Below are 16,405 nucleotides of genomic sequence, written 5' to 3'. Positions count from 1 at the left end.
TCGGCTTACTCGTTGGGCGAGTAGTTCGGCGCCTCGTCGGTGATGACGACGTCGTGCGCGTGGCTCTCGGCCTGGCCGGCCGAGGAGACCCGGACGAACTCGCTGCGCTCTTTGAAGTCGGGTACCGTCGCGGCGCCGACGTAGCCCATGCCGGACTGCATGCCGCCCGCGAGCTGGTGGAGCTCGGACTTGAGGGTGCCCTTGTACGGCGTCGCGGCCTCGACGCCCTCGGGGACGTAGTCGTCTTCCTCCTCGGGCTCTTCTTTGAGGTAGCGGTCGGCGTCGCCGGATTTCATCGCGCCGACGGATCCCATGCCGCGGTACTGCTTGTACTTCTTGCCGTTCATCGTCACGACGCGGCCGGGGGCCTCGTCGGTGCCGGCGAAATAGGAGCCGAGCATGACGGCGTCGGCGCCCGCGGCGATCGCCTTGATCGCGTCGCCGGAGTAGCGGATGCCGCCGTCCGCGATGACGGGGACGCCGTGTTCGCTCGCGACGTCTGCAACCTGGGCGACCGCGGTGATCTGGGGCATGCCGGCGCCGGAGACGACTCGCGTGGTACAGATGGAACCGGGGCCGATGCCGACCTTGATCCCGTCGGCGAACTCGACCAGTTCCTCGGCGGCCTCGCGGGTGCCGACGTTGCCGACGACGACGTCGGCCTCGACGGATTCGCTGATCTCGCGGGCGCCCTCGATGACGTTGCGGTTGTGCGCGTGGGCGGTGTCGATAAACAGGATGTCGGCGTCGGCCTCGTCGGCGGCCTCGGCGCGATCGCGCTCGAAGGGGCTGACGGCGACGCCACAGCACAGCTGGCCGTCCTCGTCGCGGACGGCCTCCTTGTACTCGCGGCGCTGGAGGATCCCCTGCATCGTTACCAGTCCGACGAGGAGGTTCTCGTCGTCGACGACGGGGACGCGCTCGATCTTGTGCTCGTACATCAGCTCGAACGCGTCGCGGGGGTCGACGTCCTCGTGGACCGTAATGACCTCGTCGGTCATCGCCTCGGTGACGGGGTCGTCCTCGTTGACCTCGAGGTGGGGCCGGATGTCCGTACTCGAGATGATGCCCAGTACTTCCCCGCGCGTGTTGACGACGGGGGCGCCGCCGACGCCCTGGCGGGCCATCTGATCGTCGATCTCGCGGACGGTCATCTCGGGGTCGGCCGTGACGACGTCCTCGTAGGGGATGACGAGTTCGTCGGCGCGCTTGACGCGGCCGATCTCCTCGACCATCTCGTCGACGTTCATGTTCCGGTGGATGACGCCGAGGCCGCCGTGGCGGGCCATCGCGATGGCCATGCCGCTCTCGGTGACGGTGTCCATCGCGGCCGACAGAATGGGGACCGAGAGCTCCACGGAGCGGGAGACGTGCGAGGAGAGATCGGCGTCGTCCGGTTCGACGCGGCTCTCCTTGGGACGGAGGAGGACGTCGTCGAACGTTAGCGCTTCCGGTACCTGGAGTTTCGAGGAGTACGGCTCGTGCTCGGGAGCGTCGTTCGCCATGTAAACTGTCCGAAAGCGTCGGCAAAAAGCGTTGCGAGACCGGGGCGGGGTTGTCAACGGCTGCCGGTGGCGGTGAGCGGTGATTCAGGCCGGCGAATCGCCACACGGCGTGTAGAACCACACAGTCCGGGAACGTGCACCACACATTCAGATCAGTTCATCTTTGTCAGGATCTGGGCGTTATTGGCTGAGATACGCCGAGTTGTGCAATCGCTTCTCACGCAACGTTTATTGACGGGCCAGTAGACCGTACGTGTATGAACGCTGTGAGTTTCAACAGCTCCCGACCCGTTGGCCAGACGAGCGCTGCCGCCGTCGCCACCAAAATTTTCGGGAACTTTACAGCTAAACTCACAGCGCGGGGCCTCTCGATGGACTGGCTCGCCACGCCCTCGTGGCACTCCCGTTCACACCACCCATCGGCCTCGGGTCACGGCCATCGAACCTAAGCGATGAGCACGTCCCAACACCCGATCGCCCTCCGGCTCGAGAACCGGGTGGGCGGCGATACGAAGCTGTTAGCGCTGGTAATGATGCTCCCGCTGATCGACGGGATCTTCCCGGCGTTGATCCTCGCGGGAGCGCTCGACGACCCCCTCGGAGCGGTGCAGATCGGCCTGCTGATCTTCGGAGGCAGCGCCACCGTCGCCGTGATCCTCGCCGAGATGAGCGGGACGCCCCGCGAGCAGATCAAGATCGTCCTGCTGGTCGGCGTTCCGCTGATCCTGCTGGCGGCGGTGCAGGCCGCGCTGGCGCCGGCGATCGACACCGTGCTCAACGAGGCCGTCTTCGAGCGGTTCGCGGCGGTCGTCATCCTCGCGATCGCGGCCAAAACCGCGAGCGCGACGATCGGCGAGTACCTGCCAAGTCCCGCAGTGATCGTCGGACTGGGCCTGCTGGCGAGCCTCGAGCCCTCCGGTGCGGCGTTCGTCGTCATGGACGACCCCGCGCTGGTCGCGAACGCGACGCTCGCGGCCGTCGTCGGCGTCGCCTTCGCGCTGGGGGTCGCCATCAGCGGCCCGTACCTGCGCGAGTACATGGACATCGACCGGTTCCGCTTCGGCAGCGCCGTCGCGCTGGGCCTGCTGCCCCTGTCGCTTTTGGGGATGGCCTTCGGCCAGGCCCCGCTGGCGGCGCTGCTGGTCGCGGCGGTCTTCGCGATCGACATCCCGCTCGAGCGCGACGACGAGTCGTCCTCGCAGTCGACCTCGAGCTCGAGCGAGAGTTCGCCGCGGTTCTCGAGCCCGTCGCCCTCCCCGTCGCCGTCGGCCGAATCGGCGCCCGCGGTCGGCACCGGGCCGCTGTTCAACCCCGGGGGCTCGAGTTCGAGTCCGGGTTCGTCGACGTCGACCGACGGCGGCCAGGACCGGTCGGCCGCAGAGTCCGTCGACGAGGACTCGGATGAGGATTCGCTCGAGGACGACGACAGTCCGTTCGACGACGACGAGGAGGAGCGCGCCCCCTGGCTCTGAATCGGGGGACGGAGCGCCCGAATCGAAACCACTTTAGGGCGGATCGCCCAACGTAGACTCGAGGGGTCGTGGCCAAGCCAGGCATGGCGACTGACTCCAGAGGCACCGCGCCCGGGACGACACTCCAGACTGATATACTGATCGGACACCTGATCAGTGTCCGTGTGATGACCCTCTGGAGTTCCGAGGCGCGCCGGAGATATCAGTCGATCGGGGGTTCAAATCCCTCCGACCCCATACCTCTGCGCCGAACAAACTCGTGAGGCGCAGGTATGTAATTCGGAGGATTTGAAGCAGGGAGCAGCTTTGCTGCGACCGTGGTTCAAATCCCTCCGACCCCATTCCTCTGCCGCGAGCAAATTCGCGAGCGGCAGGTATGGACGAGGAGGGTTTGAACGAGACCGAGGTTCTGCGAACGCAGTGAGCAGGTTCTCGGGCGTTGTTCAAATCCCTCCGACCCCCCGTTTCTACTTGTTTTGATTGTATCGTTTCCATGATTAGTGAGATGACTTGGAACACTTGATGAATTAAAGAGGAAAACGATAAGGATCGATCAAACGGTTAGCCACAACACTGGGATTCTTAACTCTATGACTTAATTTCTAGTTAGTGTAAAATTATTGGGATTTTCCATATGCCTTCGGAGAAACAGAACCACTTGTCATTGAGTCGATTTCCCAAAGGAACAATACGAATAGGGTTAACACAAAAATATGAGCTTAAATGAGGAACAGACGGAGACCTTGCTTGAATGGGCGCTTCAGTGGCAAGAATTTAATTCAAAAAGTAAATCCAGCAAAAAGTCTGATTTCGAGAGGCATAAACAAAATTACGCCTTTCGTAAATTAGCAGAGGAAACTTTTCCAATTCATGAGATGAAAGTTGACCCAAGGGATATCAATCAAGATTTGATGGGTATTATTCAGGACCTTTCATTTGAAAGAGAAGGCGCATTTGAGGACTGGGAACCGCATTATCCAGTTGAAAAAAGCATCGACGAAGATGGTCTGGTCCCTACTTATAAGTCGAAAGTGACAACTATAGTAAGGGATATCGGAAAGAGTGATAAATTATCCACAGAATTCTATTTCCCATTGAATATATTAGTAGACCAAGATGTGGATGAAATAGATGTATATGATTTTAAATTCTTTCGAATATCTAAGTCAGATTGGTCGGATAAAATTCAAGAATTTATAGAACATCCACACACATCTAATGCAGGATATGTGATGTCTCTTTGCGAAAATAAGGATCTTACGTATTGGAAGGCAGAGATTGAGTCAAAAGGCCCACGTTATGCTTCTGAGAAATTTAAGACCAGTAGCAATCTATTTTGTGCAAAAGTGAACTATTGTCTTTATTTATGGAATACCGAGTTAAAGGGTGCATCTCAGTGGTCGACAATTTCAGAACCATTTGCAGCACTTATCGCTATCAACGAACGACCAGAAGAAGTAGCGATTGTCGACCGTGATCCAAAAGATTCGGTTAGCATTGAATGGAGTGATCCAAACTTCAATAACAATTATCAAGAGTTGCCATTATTTGAATATGATTCAGAAGGAATAGAGGATGTCTTCCAAAATGCATTACTGGAGTATCAAAGAGCTATGACAGAGACAGATAGACATAGTTCTTTTATGACTTTCTGGCGCTGTATTGAGGGGCTCTCCCGCGCTGGAAGGGGAGAGAAAGGAGAGATCATAGATAGAGCAAAATGGGCACTCAAAAACGTGAAAGAGAATAATAACCATGAGTTTATTGAAGAAATAGCAGACCAAATGTACGATAGTCGAAATAACTGGGTTCATGAACCAAATTGGGATAATATTTGGATGGCCCATGAATATGTGGCAAAGTACCTAACTGATGCCATGATACAAATTTATGCTGAGAATCTGGGTGACAAAAACGAAGATGTTGTAAGAAATATATTTGACTTATCGACGATGGAAGAGCCACAGAGAGATGAAAAATACAAAGAAGCAATTTATAGACAGGAGGCAATAGAAGAATTACGTCAAATAGAATCTGCTGAATGATTTTTCTCACCTTGTTCGCACTATTCGACAGATCCTCGAGCACGACGCCCCAATGCTCTCGAGGAATACAGTGAGACCGACGCGAAGGTCGGCAGCAAGCCAAAATAGTGGCCAGTTGCCTGTATCTGACTATCCGACAGCCTTCTGTTCAAATCACCCCCAACCATTTGCGACCAGCGATGGAATCTGGAAGTATGGCCCTCACGGTCGACGACTTCGAGGAGTTCATGATCGACGATCCGGAGGACAACGAAACGGTTCCGCTGGGCGATGCCCTCAGCGAACTGACCGTCGATGCCGAAACCGATGCCGTTGAAGATGTCCGGGACGTTCGCGAGCAGCTGTAAAGCTCTTTCTCGAGACGAATGCGGTTGTAGACCCGCGACACCGTCTTCCGTTGCATTTCGTAGCTCTGCCTGTCGGTCCCGCTTGCAACTGACGAGAACTTGTCGCTGGTAGGCAGCTTCGGCCGCTGGCTGTGCTCGAGCAAAGTGCCCCTCACCCACAATCTCGACCTCGAGCACACAACCAAAAACACTGAACACACCCACGACCAGCAAACAGGCATGAGCTGGGACGTCGACTACGAGAACGAGGACTCGATCGCGCTGGCCCACGAGGACGGCTTCGTGCTCTTCGCCAAGCGGGGGATGGACCAGGGCGACCACACGAACTGGACCCTCGAGCTGACCGACACCGACGACGGGACCGAGTTAGTCCAGGAGACCCACCGGATCTCCAACGAGCAACACCTCTGGTCGGTGATCGAGAAGTACACCGATCTGTACCCCGCCTAGAGAGGACTCTCGAGCCCGGCGGACGAACGACGACGACTCTCAGTAGTGCGCTTTGTCGATCACTTTTTGTGGAGCGACGGACGCGACGCTCGCAGACCGAGTGATCCGACGGGAATACCGCCTCGAGGAAAGCCGAACGTCGGTATGGGTTCTAGGAACGCCCGTTCCAACCACCAGCATAGGGTGTCATAGAACTGTTCTCACACCTCTCCTCGACTATCTGATAGATGGTACGGATAGGCGGAGGCGGTACTACTGCGGTAGCGTCACAAGCGCAGCACCCGCGAGCGACCAGCGGGAGCGAGCGACCTTTTTAGCGTAGATTTTTGCGCCGAGCGGTTCCGAACGCAGTGAGGAATCCCGAGGCGGAAAAAGGTACGTGGGCAGATCTACATAGCGGTTGGGTCACTGAAAGAAGGATGAGAGTAATCCCATGAGAATCGTTCTATGACACGCTCACCAACAACTTTTTGCGACCAACGGCGCAATCACAGGGTATGAGCCTCACCGCCGACGACTTCGCCGAGTTCACGGCCGAGGACCCGGAAGACGACGAGGGGGTTCCGCTGGGGGACGCCCTCGAGGAGCTGGCCGTCGACGTCGAGGCCGACGGCGTGGGAGACGTCCGGGACGTTCGCGAGCGACTCTGAAGCTCTTTCTCGAGATGCGATCGTAAACCAGCAGCGCCGGCCGCTCTCGCGTCTCGTAGCCCTGCTTGTCGGTCCCACCCGCAACTGACGACGATTTGTCGCTGATGGGCGGCTTCGGCCGTTGGCTATGCTCGAGCGGAGTAGTTCCTCGAGTTCGACCTCGAGCGACGATCCACGAAAGAACCACTCCTCGAGCACACTGCCTCCCCGAGAATCAGTCCGCGTCGACGGAGACGCGCTCGACGTTCGTCGACCCGCAGCGGGAACAGCGCTGCTCGGGCGACTCGGTCAGGATGGAGCCACAGTCCTTGCAGGTGCCGCGGGTCGTATCGCCGACCCGGGTTCCACAGAGCGAACAGACCCGTCTGGTTCCCCGGAACTGGGCGCCGCAGTCCCGACACGCGTAGACGCTTTTCATGACTGACTACAGTGACATTCGGTGTCTCGACACAAGGACGTTTCGTCCGCCCATTCACTCGTTCAACACAGTTTTTATTTCCTAATACTTCAAACGTGATGGAGGTCTGAAAATTGCAGAGAGTTTATGTTTGGCGCGATAGAATTACTGCTGAGATGGCGCCATCAACTCGTCGGGGGACCGAAACCACGGCCGCCGACTCGAGTCGGTACGAGGCGGTCGCCGACCTCGCACAGCGGGCCCTCGCGGACGACGACCTCGAGACGATTCTGCAGGAGACGACGGGCGCCGTCGCCACCGTGATCGACGCCCGATCGCTGGCTGTCCTCGAGCGGCTTCCGGGGGGGAGCCGCGCGACGATCCGCAGCCACGTCGGCCGCCACCCGGGCGGAGACGAGGCCGGCACGGTTCCCGCGACGGCCGAGAGCTGGGTCGGGACGGTCCTCGAGCGAGGAGCCGTTACCGTCGACGACCACCGAACGAGCGACGTCAACCCTCCCACGAAACGCGAGCCGGGAAGCAGCGTCGGGATCCGAATCGACGCCGACGGCGAGGCCTGGGGCGTTCTCGAAGCCCACGCGGCCGACCCCGAGGCGTTCGGCGACGGCGACGTCGCCTTCCTCGAGCGTATCGCCGACGTGCTCGAGACCGCGCTCGAGGCGGACTCGAGGCGACGGCGGCCGAACGCCGACTCGAGGACCGGGGGCGGACGAGTCCTCCGCGCGATCGAGACCGCACGGGAGGGGATCGGCGTCCTCGAGTCCGGCGGCGAGTTCGCGTACGTCAACGAGGCTTACGCCGAGCTGTACGGCTACGAGCCCGCGACGATGCGGGGGATGCACTGGGAGGAGGTCCACCCGCCGGGGATGATCAGGCGGATCTACCGGAAGGTGTTCCCGCAGCTCTCGACGACCGGCGTCTGGGCCGGGCAGACGGTCGGGCTGCAAAGCGACGGAACCCGGTTTCTCAAGGAACACAGCCTCTCCTCGACGGCCGACGGCGGGATGGTGTCGATCGTCCGGGACGTCGTCGAGCGCCGACGACTCGAGTCCGAGTTCGAGGAGATCTACAGCCGGATCACCGACGCGGTGATCGGGCTCGACGTCGACTGGACGTTCACCCACGTCAACGACCGCGCCGCGGAGCTGATCGGAATCGAGGATCGGGAGCTGCTTGGCCGCTCGTTCTGGACGGTGTTTCCGGACGTCGACGAGACGTTCGAGGCGGAGTTTCGAACCGCGATGGAGGGCCAGGAGCCGACGTCATTCGAGGCGTACGTGCCGGTTCTCGAGTCGTGGCTCGAGGTCAGCGTCTACCCCTCCGAGACGGGACTCTCGATCTACCTCCGAGATATCACCGACCGCAAGACCGCCGAGCGCGAGCTTCGGGAGAGCAACTGGGCGCTCCGGCAGCTGTACGAGATCACCGCCGATCCGGAGCGATCGTTCGAGGAGAAGGTCACCGAGCTGCTCGAGCTCGGTCGCGAACGGCTCGGCCTCGAGGTCGGGTTCGTCGCCAGCGTCGACACCGAGGCGGGTCAGTTCGAGGTCGTCCACGCCACGGCGGACGACCGGGTTCGACCGGGGAAGACGGCGCCGCTGTCGGAGACCTACTGCCGGCAGACGATCGAGACGATGGAGCCGTTCGTCCTCACCGACGCGCCCGCCGAGGGGTGGGCCGACGACCGGGCGTACCGGCGGTGGGGGTTCGACACCTACGTCGGCTGTGAGATCCCGGCGGGCGACGGCACCCGGACGGTCTGTTTCGCCGCCGACGACGCCCGATCGGAGCCGCTGACGCCCGCCGAGCGAGGGTTCGTCGAACTCGCGGCCCAGTGGCTCAGCTACGAACTCGAGCGCCGCCACCACCAGACCGAACTCGAGGAGCTCGTCGGCGAGCTGGAGGCCTCGAACGAGCGCTTAGAGCAGTTCGCCTACGCCGCCAGTCACGACCTCCAGGAGCCCCTGCGGATGGTCACGAGCTACCTGCGGCTGATCGAGGACCGCTACGGCGACGAGCTCGACGAGGACGCCGAGGAGTTCCTCGAGTACGCCGTCGACGGCGCCGACCGCATGCGCGAGATGATCGAGGGGCTGCTCGAGTACTCCCGGGTCGACACCCGCGGGGACTCGTTCGAGACCGTCGACCTCGAGTGCGTTCTCGAGGCGGTCCGATCCGACATCCGCGTCCAGATCGCGGAGTCAGACGCCGAGATCACCGCCTCGCCGCTGCCCCGCGTTCGGGGTGATTCCGGGCAGCTGCGCCAGCTCTTCCAGAACCTCCTGAGCAACGCGATCAAGTACAGCGGCGACGACCCGCCCAGAATCGACGTCTCGGCCGAGCGCTCGCGGGCCGACGGCTACTGGCGGGTCGCCGTTCGCGACGAGGGCGTCGGGATCGATCCCGAGGAGAGCGAGCGGATCTTCGACGTGTTCCAGCGCCTGCACGGCCACGACGAGCCGGGAGCCGGGATCGGGCTCGCGCTCTGTCAGCGGATCGTCGAACGCCACGACGGCGAGATCCGGGTCGACTCCGAGCCGGGCGAGGGGTCGACGTTTACCGTGACGCTGCCACCCGCCGGGAACGCGAGGGTCGAATCGTAGCCGTCTGTCGCCGGGTTTTTATTACGGTTCGTCGAACCCGAGGCTATGAGCCGAGATACCGTTCGACTCAGCTGGAACGAGGACGAGACCGTCGCGACGCTGACCGTCGATCGTCCCGAGGCGCTCAACGCCCTGAACGTCGAAACCCTCGAGGGGATCGGCGACGCTATCGACGAGGCCGAAGACGAGGGCGCGCGGGCCCTCGTCCTGACGGGGGCCGGCGACGACGCGTTCATCGCCGGTGCCGACATCAGCTACATGCAGGACCTCTCGAGCCCGGAGGCCCAGGCCTGGGGCGAGCTCGGCCACTCGGTCGCCGACGCCCTCGAGACGTTCCCGGCGCCGACGATCGCGGCGATCAACGGCTACGCCTTCGGCGGGGGCTGCGAGATGGCGCTGGCCTGTGACCTGCGGGTCGCGAGCGAGTCGGCGCTGATCGGCAACACCGAGATCGACCTCGGAATCATTCCGGGCTGGGGCGGTACCCAGCGTCTGCCCCGGCTGGTCGGCGACGAGGCGGCGCGGCGCCTGATCTTCCTCGGCGAGCGACTCGACGCCGAGAGCGCGGCCGAACTCGGTCTCGTCGGCGAGGTCGTCACCGACGACGAACTCGAGTCGACCGTGGCCGAACTGGCCGAGCGCCTCGCGGCGAAACCCGCTGACGCCATGCTGGCCGCCAAGCAGTCGGTCAACCAGTTCGGCGAGGGGTCGCGCTCGAGCGGGCTGGCCTACGAGCAACGCGCGTTCGCGAGCCTCTTCGGCACGCCCGACCAGCGCGAGGGGATGGCGGCGTTCCTCGAGGACCGGGAGCCGGAGTTCGAGTAACGCGACGTCGCCCGGAGGCGCCGAGCCGGACGCCTCGTGGGACGATTCTGCCGTTCTCCGGACCCGAGCGACACAGCGTCGCTTCTCGCAGCCTCGAGAGCCTTCCTTTTCGGATGCGGGTTGGGTTGCAAGCACATGACGGGATGAGCGTTAGGGACCGCATCGTCGAACGCGGCCGTGTACGCTATCACCTCGAGAGGCGGGAAACGCCGCCCGCGGTCCCCGCCTCCTCGGAGAGTATGCGCACTTCATCCACCGATGACAGCCAACAATCCATCTGACACCGACCGAGCGGAGGATCGAGCCGACAAGACGCCGGACGATGCGACTGCGAACCCGACTCGAGCCGACGGCTCGGGATCCACGGGGACGAGCGACGACGCCGGCGGCGAGGTAGACGAGAACAGCAAACACGACCAGCTCGAGGAGGTCCGAGAGAACCCCGAGGGCGAGCACCTGACGAGCGACCACGGCGTCAAGATCAGCGACACCGACAACTCCCTGAAGGCGGGCGAGCGGGGCCCGACGATCATGGAGGACTTCCACTTCCGGGAGAAGATGACCCAGTTCGACCACGAGTCGATCCCGGAACGGGTCGTCCACGCCCGCGGAACGGGTGCCCACGGCTACTTCCAGCCCTACGAGGACCCCGACCTCGGCGAATACGACGATATTTCCGAGCTGACGAAGGCGGGCCTCTTCCAGGATCCCGATCAGAAGACGCCCGTGTTTACGCGGTTCTCGACGGTCGTCGGCTCGCGGGGCTCGTCCGACACCGTCCGAGACGTCCGCGGGTTCGCGACGAAGTTCTACACCGAGGAGGGCAACTGGGACCTCGTCGGGAACAACATGCCGCCCTTTTTCATCCAGGACGCGATGGAGTTCCCCGACCTGGTTCACGCGATCAAACCCGAGCCCGATAACGGCATTCCCCAGGCGTCGGCGGCCCACGACACGTTCTGGGACTTCGCCTCGCTGAAACCCGAGATCACGCATATGATCATGTGGGTGCTCTCCGGGCGGGCGCTGCCGCGAGCCTACCGCATGATGCAGGGTTTCGGCGTCCACACCTTCCGGCTGGTCAACGACGACGGCGAGTCGGTGTTCGTCAAGTTCCACTGGACGCCCAAGCTCGGCACCCACCAGCTCGTCTGGGACGAGACGACGAAGCTCTGGGGCAAGAGCTCCGATTTCAACCGCAAGGGGCTCTACGACGTCATCGAGGAGGGGTACGACCCCGAGTGGGAGCTGGGCGTCCAGATCTTCGACGAGGAGCAGGCCGAGGAGTTCGACTTCGACGTCCTCGACCCGACGAAGATCGTCCCCGAGACCGAGGTTCCGGTCCGACCGATCGGGAAGATGGTGCTCAACGAGACCCCCGACAACTTCTTTGCGGAGGTCGAGCAGGTCGCGTTCCACCCGGGTAACGTCGTCCCCGGGATCGACTTCTCGAACGACCCGCTCCTGCAGGGTCGGCTGTTCTCCTACCAGGACACCCAGCTCAACCGCTTCGGCGGCGCCAACTGGGACGAGATCCCGATCAACCGACCGATCGCCGAGCGACACAACAACCAGCGCGCCGGCTTCATGCGCCAGGAGATCAACGAGGGCAAGGTCTCCTACAAGCCGAACTCGATCGGCGACGACGATCCACAGGAGGCGCCCGCCGAGGAGGGCGGGTACGAACACTACGCCGAGAAGGTCGACGGCCAGAAGATCCGCAACCGCAGCGATAGCTTCGAGGACCACTTCACGCAGGCCCGGCTGTTCTGGAACTCCATGTCCGAGCCCGAAAAACAGAACATCGTCGACGCCGCCCACTTCGAACTCGGCAAGGTCGAACGCGTGGAGATCCGCGAGCGGATGGTCTACGACCTCTTCAACAACGTCGACCACGAGTTCGCCACACGCGTCGCCGAGGGGATCGGCATCGAGCCACCCGAGGAGCCCGGCGACCAGATGCCGACCCACGACCGGGAGGACCCCTCCCTGAGCATGGAGAACCGGACCCCGGACACGATCGAGACCCGCAAGATCGCGATGTTACTCGACGACGGGTTCGACGACGAACACGTCGAGACACTCCGGTCGGCACTCGAGGAGGAGGGCGCTCGAGTCAAGGTCATCTCGAAAGTCCTCGGGGAGAAGTCCGGCGCCGACGGCGAGACGGTCGAGCCGGACAAACACCACGTCGCGGCGGCCTCCGTCTCGTTCGACGCGGTCGTGATCCCCGGCGGCGAGGAGAGCGTCGACGCGATGCGCGGACAGGGCGACCCGAAGCACTTCGTCGCGGAGGCGTTCAAGCACTACAAGCCGATCGCCGCGGTCGGCGAGGGAACGGCGCTGTTCGAGGACGTCGACCTGCCGGAGACCGAGATCGCCGACGAGGGCGAACTCGTCTCGGACGCCGGCGTCGTCACCTGCCGCAGCGACGACCTCGAGTCGTTCGCCGAGACGTTCGTCGACGCGATCGCCCAGCACCGCCACTGGGACCGCGATCCCGAGGAAGTTCCGGCCTGAGACGTCGCGGGGCCAACGTCGCGACATCAGCCGGCCGACACCCGCTGGATCGTCGGAGCGAACGGCGACCGATTCGCGGCAGTCACCACGAGTGACAAGTTACGAACTCGCTCGTCGGTCTTTTGTAGGCATCGTCGCAATACGTGCGACTATAATTAGAAGAGTGTCCACTCGTATCCCCGATTCGAACGGATATCGCACCAACACGTAGGTTTAATAATCGATAGGTGGGAAAACGAACGTCGGCGTCGACGCCGACCGACAGCGCACTCGGCCGTGAGTGCCGGTGGATGACTCATGCTCGACTCGCCGTCGGCGATCACTCGTGGCTGTGTGATCGCGTTGTCGCGCGATCGGGCCGCGGCTCTGCCCCGGCCGGGCCCGTCATCGCTTGCTGACTACTCCTCCAGCGATCGATCCGTCCGAGAGCTCCGCGGATCGTACTCCTCGAGGGAGTCCCGAAGCGCCCGGTGGGCGTGAAAGGCGACGGAGAAGTCCTGCGGACTGGGGATCGTACAGGCGAGCCAGCCGACCGTCGCCGCCGTGACGACGGGCGGCCCCTCGGTCGCGTACCCCGTCGCGGAGAGGCCGAGCGCCGGCAGGGCGAGGGCAAGCGGCGCGAGCGCCGCCGCTCGGAGAACCCAGTGCGACTCGGTTCCGGTCGGTCGCGGCTGGACGACCGCCCAGGGACGGCTTCGAAGGAGGCCGACGAGACCGCGCTCGCGGTTCGGGAGGTACGAGATCGTGTAGTCGACCGCACCGAACCGGAGGACGAACGCGTGGGACCACTCGTGGGCGACCAGTCCGACCGCGACCGTCAGTGCAAGTACGCTACAGGCGACGAGAAGTTCCACCCCAACCATCGTCACCTATCGCGGACGGCCCATCCCTCGAGCGGTCGAATCGGCGGTTGCTTCGCTCGTTTCTTGTCCAGAGTCGTTCTTCGAATCCATCTGTCGACGTACTGCGTAGCAGGTCTGCCAACTGTTAAGTGTTTTGGGGTGGTGAACCATACCATGGTACTCAGCGAACCCCTCGAGTTCGGGCACGACGACCGAAAACGGATCTACGAGTTCGTCGAACGCCACGGGGCCGTCGATCCGCTCGAGGCCCAGGAGGAACTCGGTATCGAGCCGGGCGGCTTCCGCCACCACGTCGCGATCTTAAAGCGCGACGGCCGCCTCGAGGAGAAAGACGGTACTCTCCGGGTGACGATCGACGCCGGCGCCGAGGAGGAGTACCGTTCCGAGGACCTCGAGTTCCACATCCGACCGGCCAGACAGGAGGACCTCGCGGGGATCGTCGGCGCAATCCGGCAGGTCGCCGAGGAGCGAACGTACATCGAGGCCGAGAGCGTCGCCGACGAGGTCGACCACGAGGAGGCCCTGCTCAGGCACAACGAACTGGAGTCGCGAATGTTCTTCGTCGCGACCGTCGACGACGACGTGGTCGGCTGGGTCCACCTCCACGCGCCGGAGCTCGAGAAACTGAGCCACACCGCTGAACTCACCGTCGGCGTCCTCGACGGCTACCACGGTCACGGCATCGGCTCACACTTGCTCGCTCGCGGCCTCGAGTGGGCGGGAACGAACGGCTACGAGAAGGTCTATCAGAGCGTCCCCTCGACCAACGAGGACGCCATCGCGTTTCTCGAGACCCACGACTGGGAGACCGAGGCGGTCCGCGAGAACCACTACAAGCTCAACGGCCACTACGTCGACGAGGTCATGATGGCCGTCGAGCTCTGAGAACGACGAATCGATCGGCCCCGATCAGGCCGGACTGCTGTCGCTTTCGGCGACCTCGAAGAGGTTACCGTACCCCTCGTCGGTCGGAAGCTGCGTTCTCACGTCCTCGAGCGCGTCGCCGGTGACGGCTTCCTCGAGAACGTCGACGACGACGCGGGCGTGGAAGGCGGCATCGGCATCGTCCGCGCCGTCGATCTCCTCCCGGTCGCCGACGCGGTCGACGAACTCGCCGTGGTCGAACCGCTCGACGTCGTCGACCTCCTCGAGGAACCGGGCGAGTTCGTCGGGGAGCTGTGCGCCTACGTTCTCGGCCTGGCCGGGGTCGACGCGCTCGGAGAGCGTCGTTAACGTCGCTCGAGAGATGCTCAGTGCGGCTTCACGGGAGTCGAGCTGTGCTCGCTGCTGGACCTCGCCGATGAAGTCGTCGTACTGCATATCCGCGGATTGATTGGCCGTCACAAAGAGCCTGCAGCCTTCAGTTGAAGGCGGTCCGGACCGCCCTCGAGGGCGTCGTCGAGAGCCGCCGGAGGACCGGAATCGAAAGACAGTTTGAACGGACGGTGCTACGGGGAGGCATGCTCTCGATCGCGCTTGCCGGGAAGCCAAACGCCGGCAAGTCCACGTTCTACACCGCGGCGACGATGGCGGAGGTCGACGTCGCCAACTATCCCTTTACGACGATCGACGCCAACCGGGGCGTGAGCTACGTCCGCACGGCGTGTCCCTGTCTCGAGCGCGACGAGCGCTGTAACGCCGACAACTGCGAGGACGGCAAGCGCTACGTCCCGATCGAGCTGATCGACGTCGCCGGGCTCGTTCCCGGCGCCCACGAGGGGAAGGGGCTCGGCAACCAGTTTCTGGACGAACTCACGAACGCCGACGTGATCGTCAACGTGATCGACGCCTCCGGCGGCACCAACGAGAAGGGCGAACCCGTCGACATCGGCGAGCACGATCCCCTCGAGGACATCGACTTCGTCGAGGAGGAGATGGACCTCTGGCTGGCCGACATCGTCGACCGCAACTGGGAGTCGATCGAACGCCAGTCGCGCTCGCCCGGCTTCGACGTCGACGACGCCCTCGCCGAGATGCTCACCGGGTTCGGCGCCTCGCCGACCGACGTCGCCCGCACCCTGCGGGAGATCGACTACCCCGAGGACCCCCGCGAGTGGACCGACGACCACCGCGAGGCGCTGGCCCGCGAGATCCGCCAGCGAACCAAGCCGATCGTCGTCGCCGCGAACAAGATCGACGTCGCTCCCGAGGAGAACGTCGAGAAGCTGCTCGAGCTCGACAAACCCGTGATCCCCACGACAGCGGAAGGCGAACTCGCCCTCCGCCGGGCCGCCGAGAACGGCCTCGTCGACTACGACTCCGGCGACGACACCCTCGAGGTCGGCGCCGACGTCAGCGACGCCCAGCGCGAGGCCCTCGAGGGACTGGCCGACACGATGGCCGAGTACGACGGCACCGGCGTCCAGGGAGCGCTCGACTACGCGGTCTACGACCTGCTCGAGCACCTCACCGCCTACCCCGTCGAGGACGCCGCGAAGTGGTCCGACGGCAGCGGGAACGTGCTTCCCGACGCCCATCTGCTTCCCCAGGGATCGACGCCCGTCGATCTCGCCTACGCCGTCCACTCCGACATCGGCGACGGCTACCTCCACGCCGTCGACGCGAAATCGAGTCGCGAGGTCGGCGAGGGGTACGAGCTCGAGGAGGGCGACGTAATCAAGATCGTGAGCACGAATTAGTAACAGCCAGTCACGCAGAGACTGTGTTTTCATCAGTGCTTGGAGCGGTCAGAGCGACAGGCATCCTT

The 16,405-nt window shown here is 63.0% G+C and carries 14 protein-coding genes and 1 tRNA gene; 11 read left to right on the top strand and 4 right to left on the bottom strand.

Translation table 11 applies throughout. The features are described from left to right. Nucleotides 1-5: 5 nt before the first annotated feature. Nucleotides 6-1,505, bottom strand: a complete 1,500-nt coding sequence (guaB, locus tag ACFEMD_RS15360) for an IMP dehydrogenase (protein ID WP_394741985.1) — start codon at nt 1,503-1,505, stop codon at nt 6-8. Between the two features lie 452 nt (nt 1,506-1,957). Between guaB and ACFEMD_RS15355 the strand changes: the two genes are divergently transcribed. The 6 genes from ACFEMD_RS15355 to ACFEMD_RS15330 all read left to right on the top strand — a co-directional run bounded on the left by ACFEMD_RS15355 (nt 1,958) and on the right by ACFEMD_RS15330 (nt 6,469). After that, a complete protein-coding gene (locus ACFEMD_RS15355) occupies nt 1,958-2,977 on the top strand; it encodes a DUF5794 domain-containing protein (RefSeq protein ID WP_394741984.1) in 1,020 nt (339 codons plus the stop codon). Nucleotides 2,978-3,039: 62 nt separating this feature from the next. Then, nucleotides 3,040-3,214, top strand: a tRNA-Trp gene (locus ACFEMD_RS15350). A 476-nt stretch (nt 3,215-3,690) separates the two neighbouring features. Beyond that, the gene (locus ACFEMD_RS15345; protein WP_394741983.1) at nt 3,691-5,022 is read left to right on the top strand and encodes a hypothetical protein; all 1,332 of its coding nucleotides are present in this window, start codon (nt 3,691-3,693) and stop codon (nt 5,020-5,022) included. Between the two features lie 194 nt (nt 5,023-5,216). Then, nucleotides 5,217-5,369, top strand: coding sequence for a hypothetical protein (locus tag ACFEMD_RS15340; RefSeq protein WP_394741982.1), 153 nt, complete (start codon nt 5,217-5,219; stop codon nt 5,367-5,369). A gap of 219 nt (nt 5,370-5,588) precedes the next feature. Then, nucleotides 5,589-5,819, top strand: coding sequence for a hypothetical protein (locus ACFEMD_RS15335; RefSeq protein WP_005559483.1), 231 nt, complete (start codon nt 5,589-5,591; stop codon nt 5,817-5,819). A gap of 497 nt (nt 5,820-6,316) precedes the next feature. Next, nucleotides 6,317-6,469 (top strand): hypothetical protein, encoded by a 153-nt coding sequence (locus tag ACFEMD_RS15330; RefSeq protein WP_394741981.1) that lies wholly within the window; start codon nt 6,317-6,319, stop codon nt 6,467-6,469. A gap of 214 nt (nt 6,470-6,683) precedes the next feature. On the opposite strand, the gene ACFEMD_RS15325 is transcribed toward ACFEMD_RS15330, so the two are convergent. Next, complete coding sequence (locus ACFEMD_RS15325; protein ID WP_394741980.1) at nt 6,684-6,887, bottom strand: hypothetical protein; 204 nt, start codon at nt 6,885-6,887, stop codon at nt 6,684-6,686. Between the two features lie 155 nt (nt 6,888-7,042). Between ACFEMD_RS15325 and ACFEMD_RS15320 the strand changes: the two genes are divergently transcribed. The 3 genes from ACFEMD_RS15320 (at nt 7,043) to ACFEMD_RS15310 (ending at nt 12,835) form a co-directional block, all read left to right on the top strand. Further along, nucleotides 7,043-9,490 (top strand): ATP-binding protein, encoded by a 2,448-nt coding sequence (locus ACFEMD_RS15320; RefSeq protein ID WP_394741978.1) that lies wholly within the window; start codon nt 7,043-7,045, stop codon nt 9,488-9,490. 45 nt (nt 9,491-9,535) lie between these two features. Then, nucleotides 9,536-10,315: an enoyl-CoA hydratase/isomerase family protein gene (locus tag ACFEMD_RS15315; RefSeq protein ID WP_394741977.1), complete on the top strand. Its 780-nt coding sequence runs from the start codon at nt 9,536-9,538 to the stop codon at nt 10,313-10,315. A 258-nt stretch (nt 10,316-10,573) separates the two neighbouring features. After that, the gene (locus ACFEMD_RS15310; RefSeq protein WP_394741975.1) at nt 10,574-12,835 is read left to right on the top strand and encodes a catalase; all 2,262 of its coding nucleotides are present in this window, start codon (nt 10,574-10,576) and stop codon (nt 12,833-12,835) included. Between the two features lie 398 nt (nt 12,836-13,233). Here ACFEMD_RS15310 and ACFEMD_RS15305 read toward each other — a convergent pair whose 3' ends face one another. After that, entirely contained in the window at nt 13,234-13,698 is a 465-nt protein-coding gene (locus ACFEMD_RS15305) for a hypothetical protein (RefSeq protein ID WP_394741973.1), read from the bottom strand. Between the two features lie 153 nt (nt 13,699-13,851). Here ACFEMD_RS15305 and ACFEMD_RS15300 point away from each other — a divergent pair, with 153 nt between their 5' ends. Then, nucleotides 13,852-14,583 carry a GNAT family N-acetyltransferase gene (locus ACFEMD_RS15300; protein WP_394741972.1) on the top strand — a complete coding sequence of 244 codons (732 nt, stop codon included), beginning with the start codon at nt 13,852-13,854 and terminating at the stop codon, nt 14,581-14,583. Nucleotides 14,584-14,607: 24 nt separating this feature from the next. On the opposite strand, the gene ACFEMD_RS15295 is transcribed toward ACFEMD_RS15300, so the two are convergent. Continuing rightward, nucleotides 14,608-15,018, bottom strand: a complete 411-nt coding sequence (locus ACFEMD_RS15295) for a DUF2267 domain-containing protein (RefSeq protein ID WP_394741971.1) — start codon at nt 15,016-15,018, stop codon at nt 14,608-14,610. A 140-nt stretch (nt 15,019-15,158) separates the two neighbouring features. Here ACFEMD_RS15295 and ACFEMD_RS15290 point away from each other — a divergent pair, with 140 nt between their 5' ends. Continuing rightward, nucleotides 15,159-16,337, top strand: coding sequence for a redox-regulated ATPase YchF (locus ACFEMD_RS15290; RefSeq protein ID WP_394741970.1), 1,179 nt, complete (start codon nt 15,159-15,161; stop codon nt 16,335-16,337). Nucleotides 16,338-16,405 lie beyond the last annotated feature (68 nt).

Source organism: Natronococcus roseus (assembly GCF_043677095.1).
Lineage (GTDB): Archaea > Halobacteriota > Halobacteria > Halobacteriales > Natrialbaceae > Natronococcus > Natronococcus roseus.
The sequence above is the reverse complement of the archived record's forward strand: the minus strand, read 5'-3'. Positions and strand labels throughout refer to the sequence as shown.

Coding starts and splice junctions, on each gene's coding strand:
- guaB (WP_394741985.1), bottom strand. CDS start 1,505: ATGGCGAACGACGCTCCCGAGCACGAGCCGTACTCCTCGAAACTCCAG.
- ACFEMD_RS15355 (WP_394741984.1), top strand. CDS start 1,958: ATGAGCACGTCCCAACACCCGATCGCCCTCCGGCTCGAGAACCGGGTG.
- ACFEMD_RS15345 (WP_394741983.1), top strand. CDS start 3,691: ATGAGCTTAAATGAGGAACAGACGGAGACCTTGCTTGAATGGGCGCTT.
- ACFEMD_RS15340 (WP_394741982.1), top strand. CDS start 5,217: ATGGCCCTCACGGTCGACGACTTCGAGGAGTTCATGATCGACGATCCG.
- ACFEMD_RS15335 (WP_005559483.1), top strand. CDS start 5,589: ATGAGCTGGGACGTCGACTACGAGAACGAGGACTCGATCGCGCTGGCC.
- ACFEMD_RS15330 (WP_394741981.1), top strand. CDS start 6,317: ATGAGCCTCACCGCCGACGACTTCGCCGAGTTCACGGCCGAGGACCCG.
- ACFEMD_RS15325 (WP_394741980.1), bottom strand. CDS start 6,887: ATGAAAAGCGTCTACGCGTGTCGGGACTGCGGCGCCCAGTTCCGGGGA.
- ACFEMD_RS15320 (WP_394741978.1), top strand. CDS start 7,043: ATGGCGCCATCAACTCGTCGGGGGACCGAAACCACGGCCGCCGACTCG.
- ACFEMD_RS15315 (WP_394741977.1), top strand. CDS start 9,536: ATGAGCCGAGATACCGTTCGACTCAGCTGGAACGAGGACGAGACCGTC.
- ACFEMD_RS15310 (WP_394741975.1), top strand. CDS start 10,574: ATGACAGCCAACAATCCATCTGACACCGACCGAGCGGAGGATCGAGCC.
- ACFEMD_RS15305 (WP_394741973.1), bottom strand. CDS start 13,698: ATGGTTGGGGTGGAACTTCTCGTCGCCTGTAGCGTACTTGCACTGACG.
- ACFEMD_RS15300 (WP_394741972.1), top strand. CDS start 13,852: ATGGTACTCAGCGAACCCCTCGAGTTCGGGCACGACGACCGAAAACGG.
- ACFEMD_RS15295 (WP_394741971.1), bottom strand. CDS start 15,018: ATGCAGTACGACGACTTCATCGGCGAGGTCCAGCAGCGAGCACAGCTC.
- ACFEMD_RS15290 (WP_394741970.1), top strand. CDS start 15,159: ATGCTCTCGATCGCGCTTGCCGGGAAGCCAAACGCCGGCAAGTCCACG.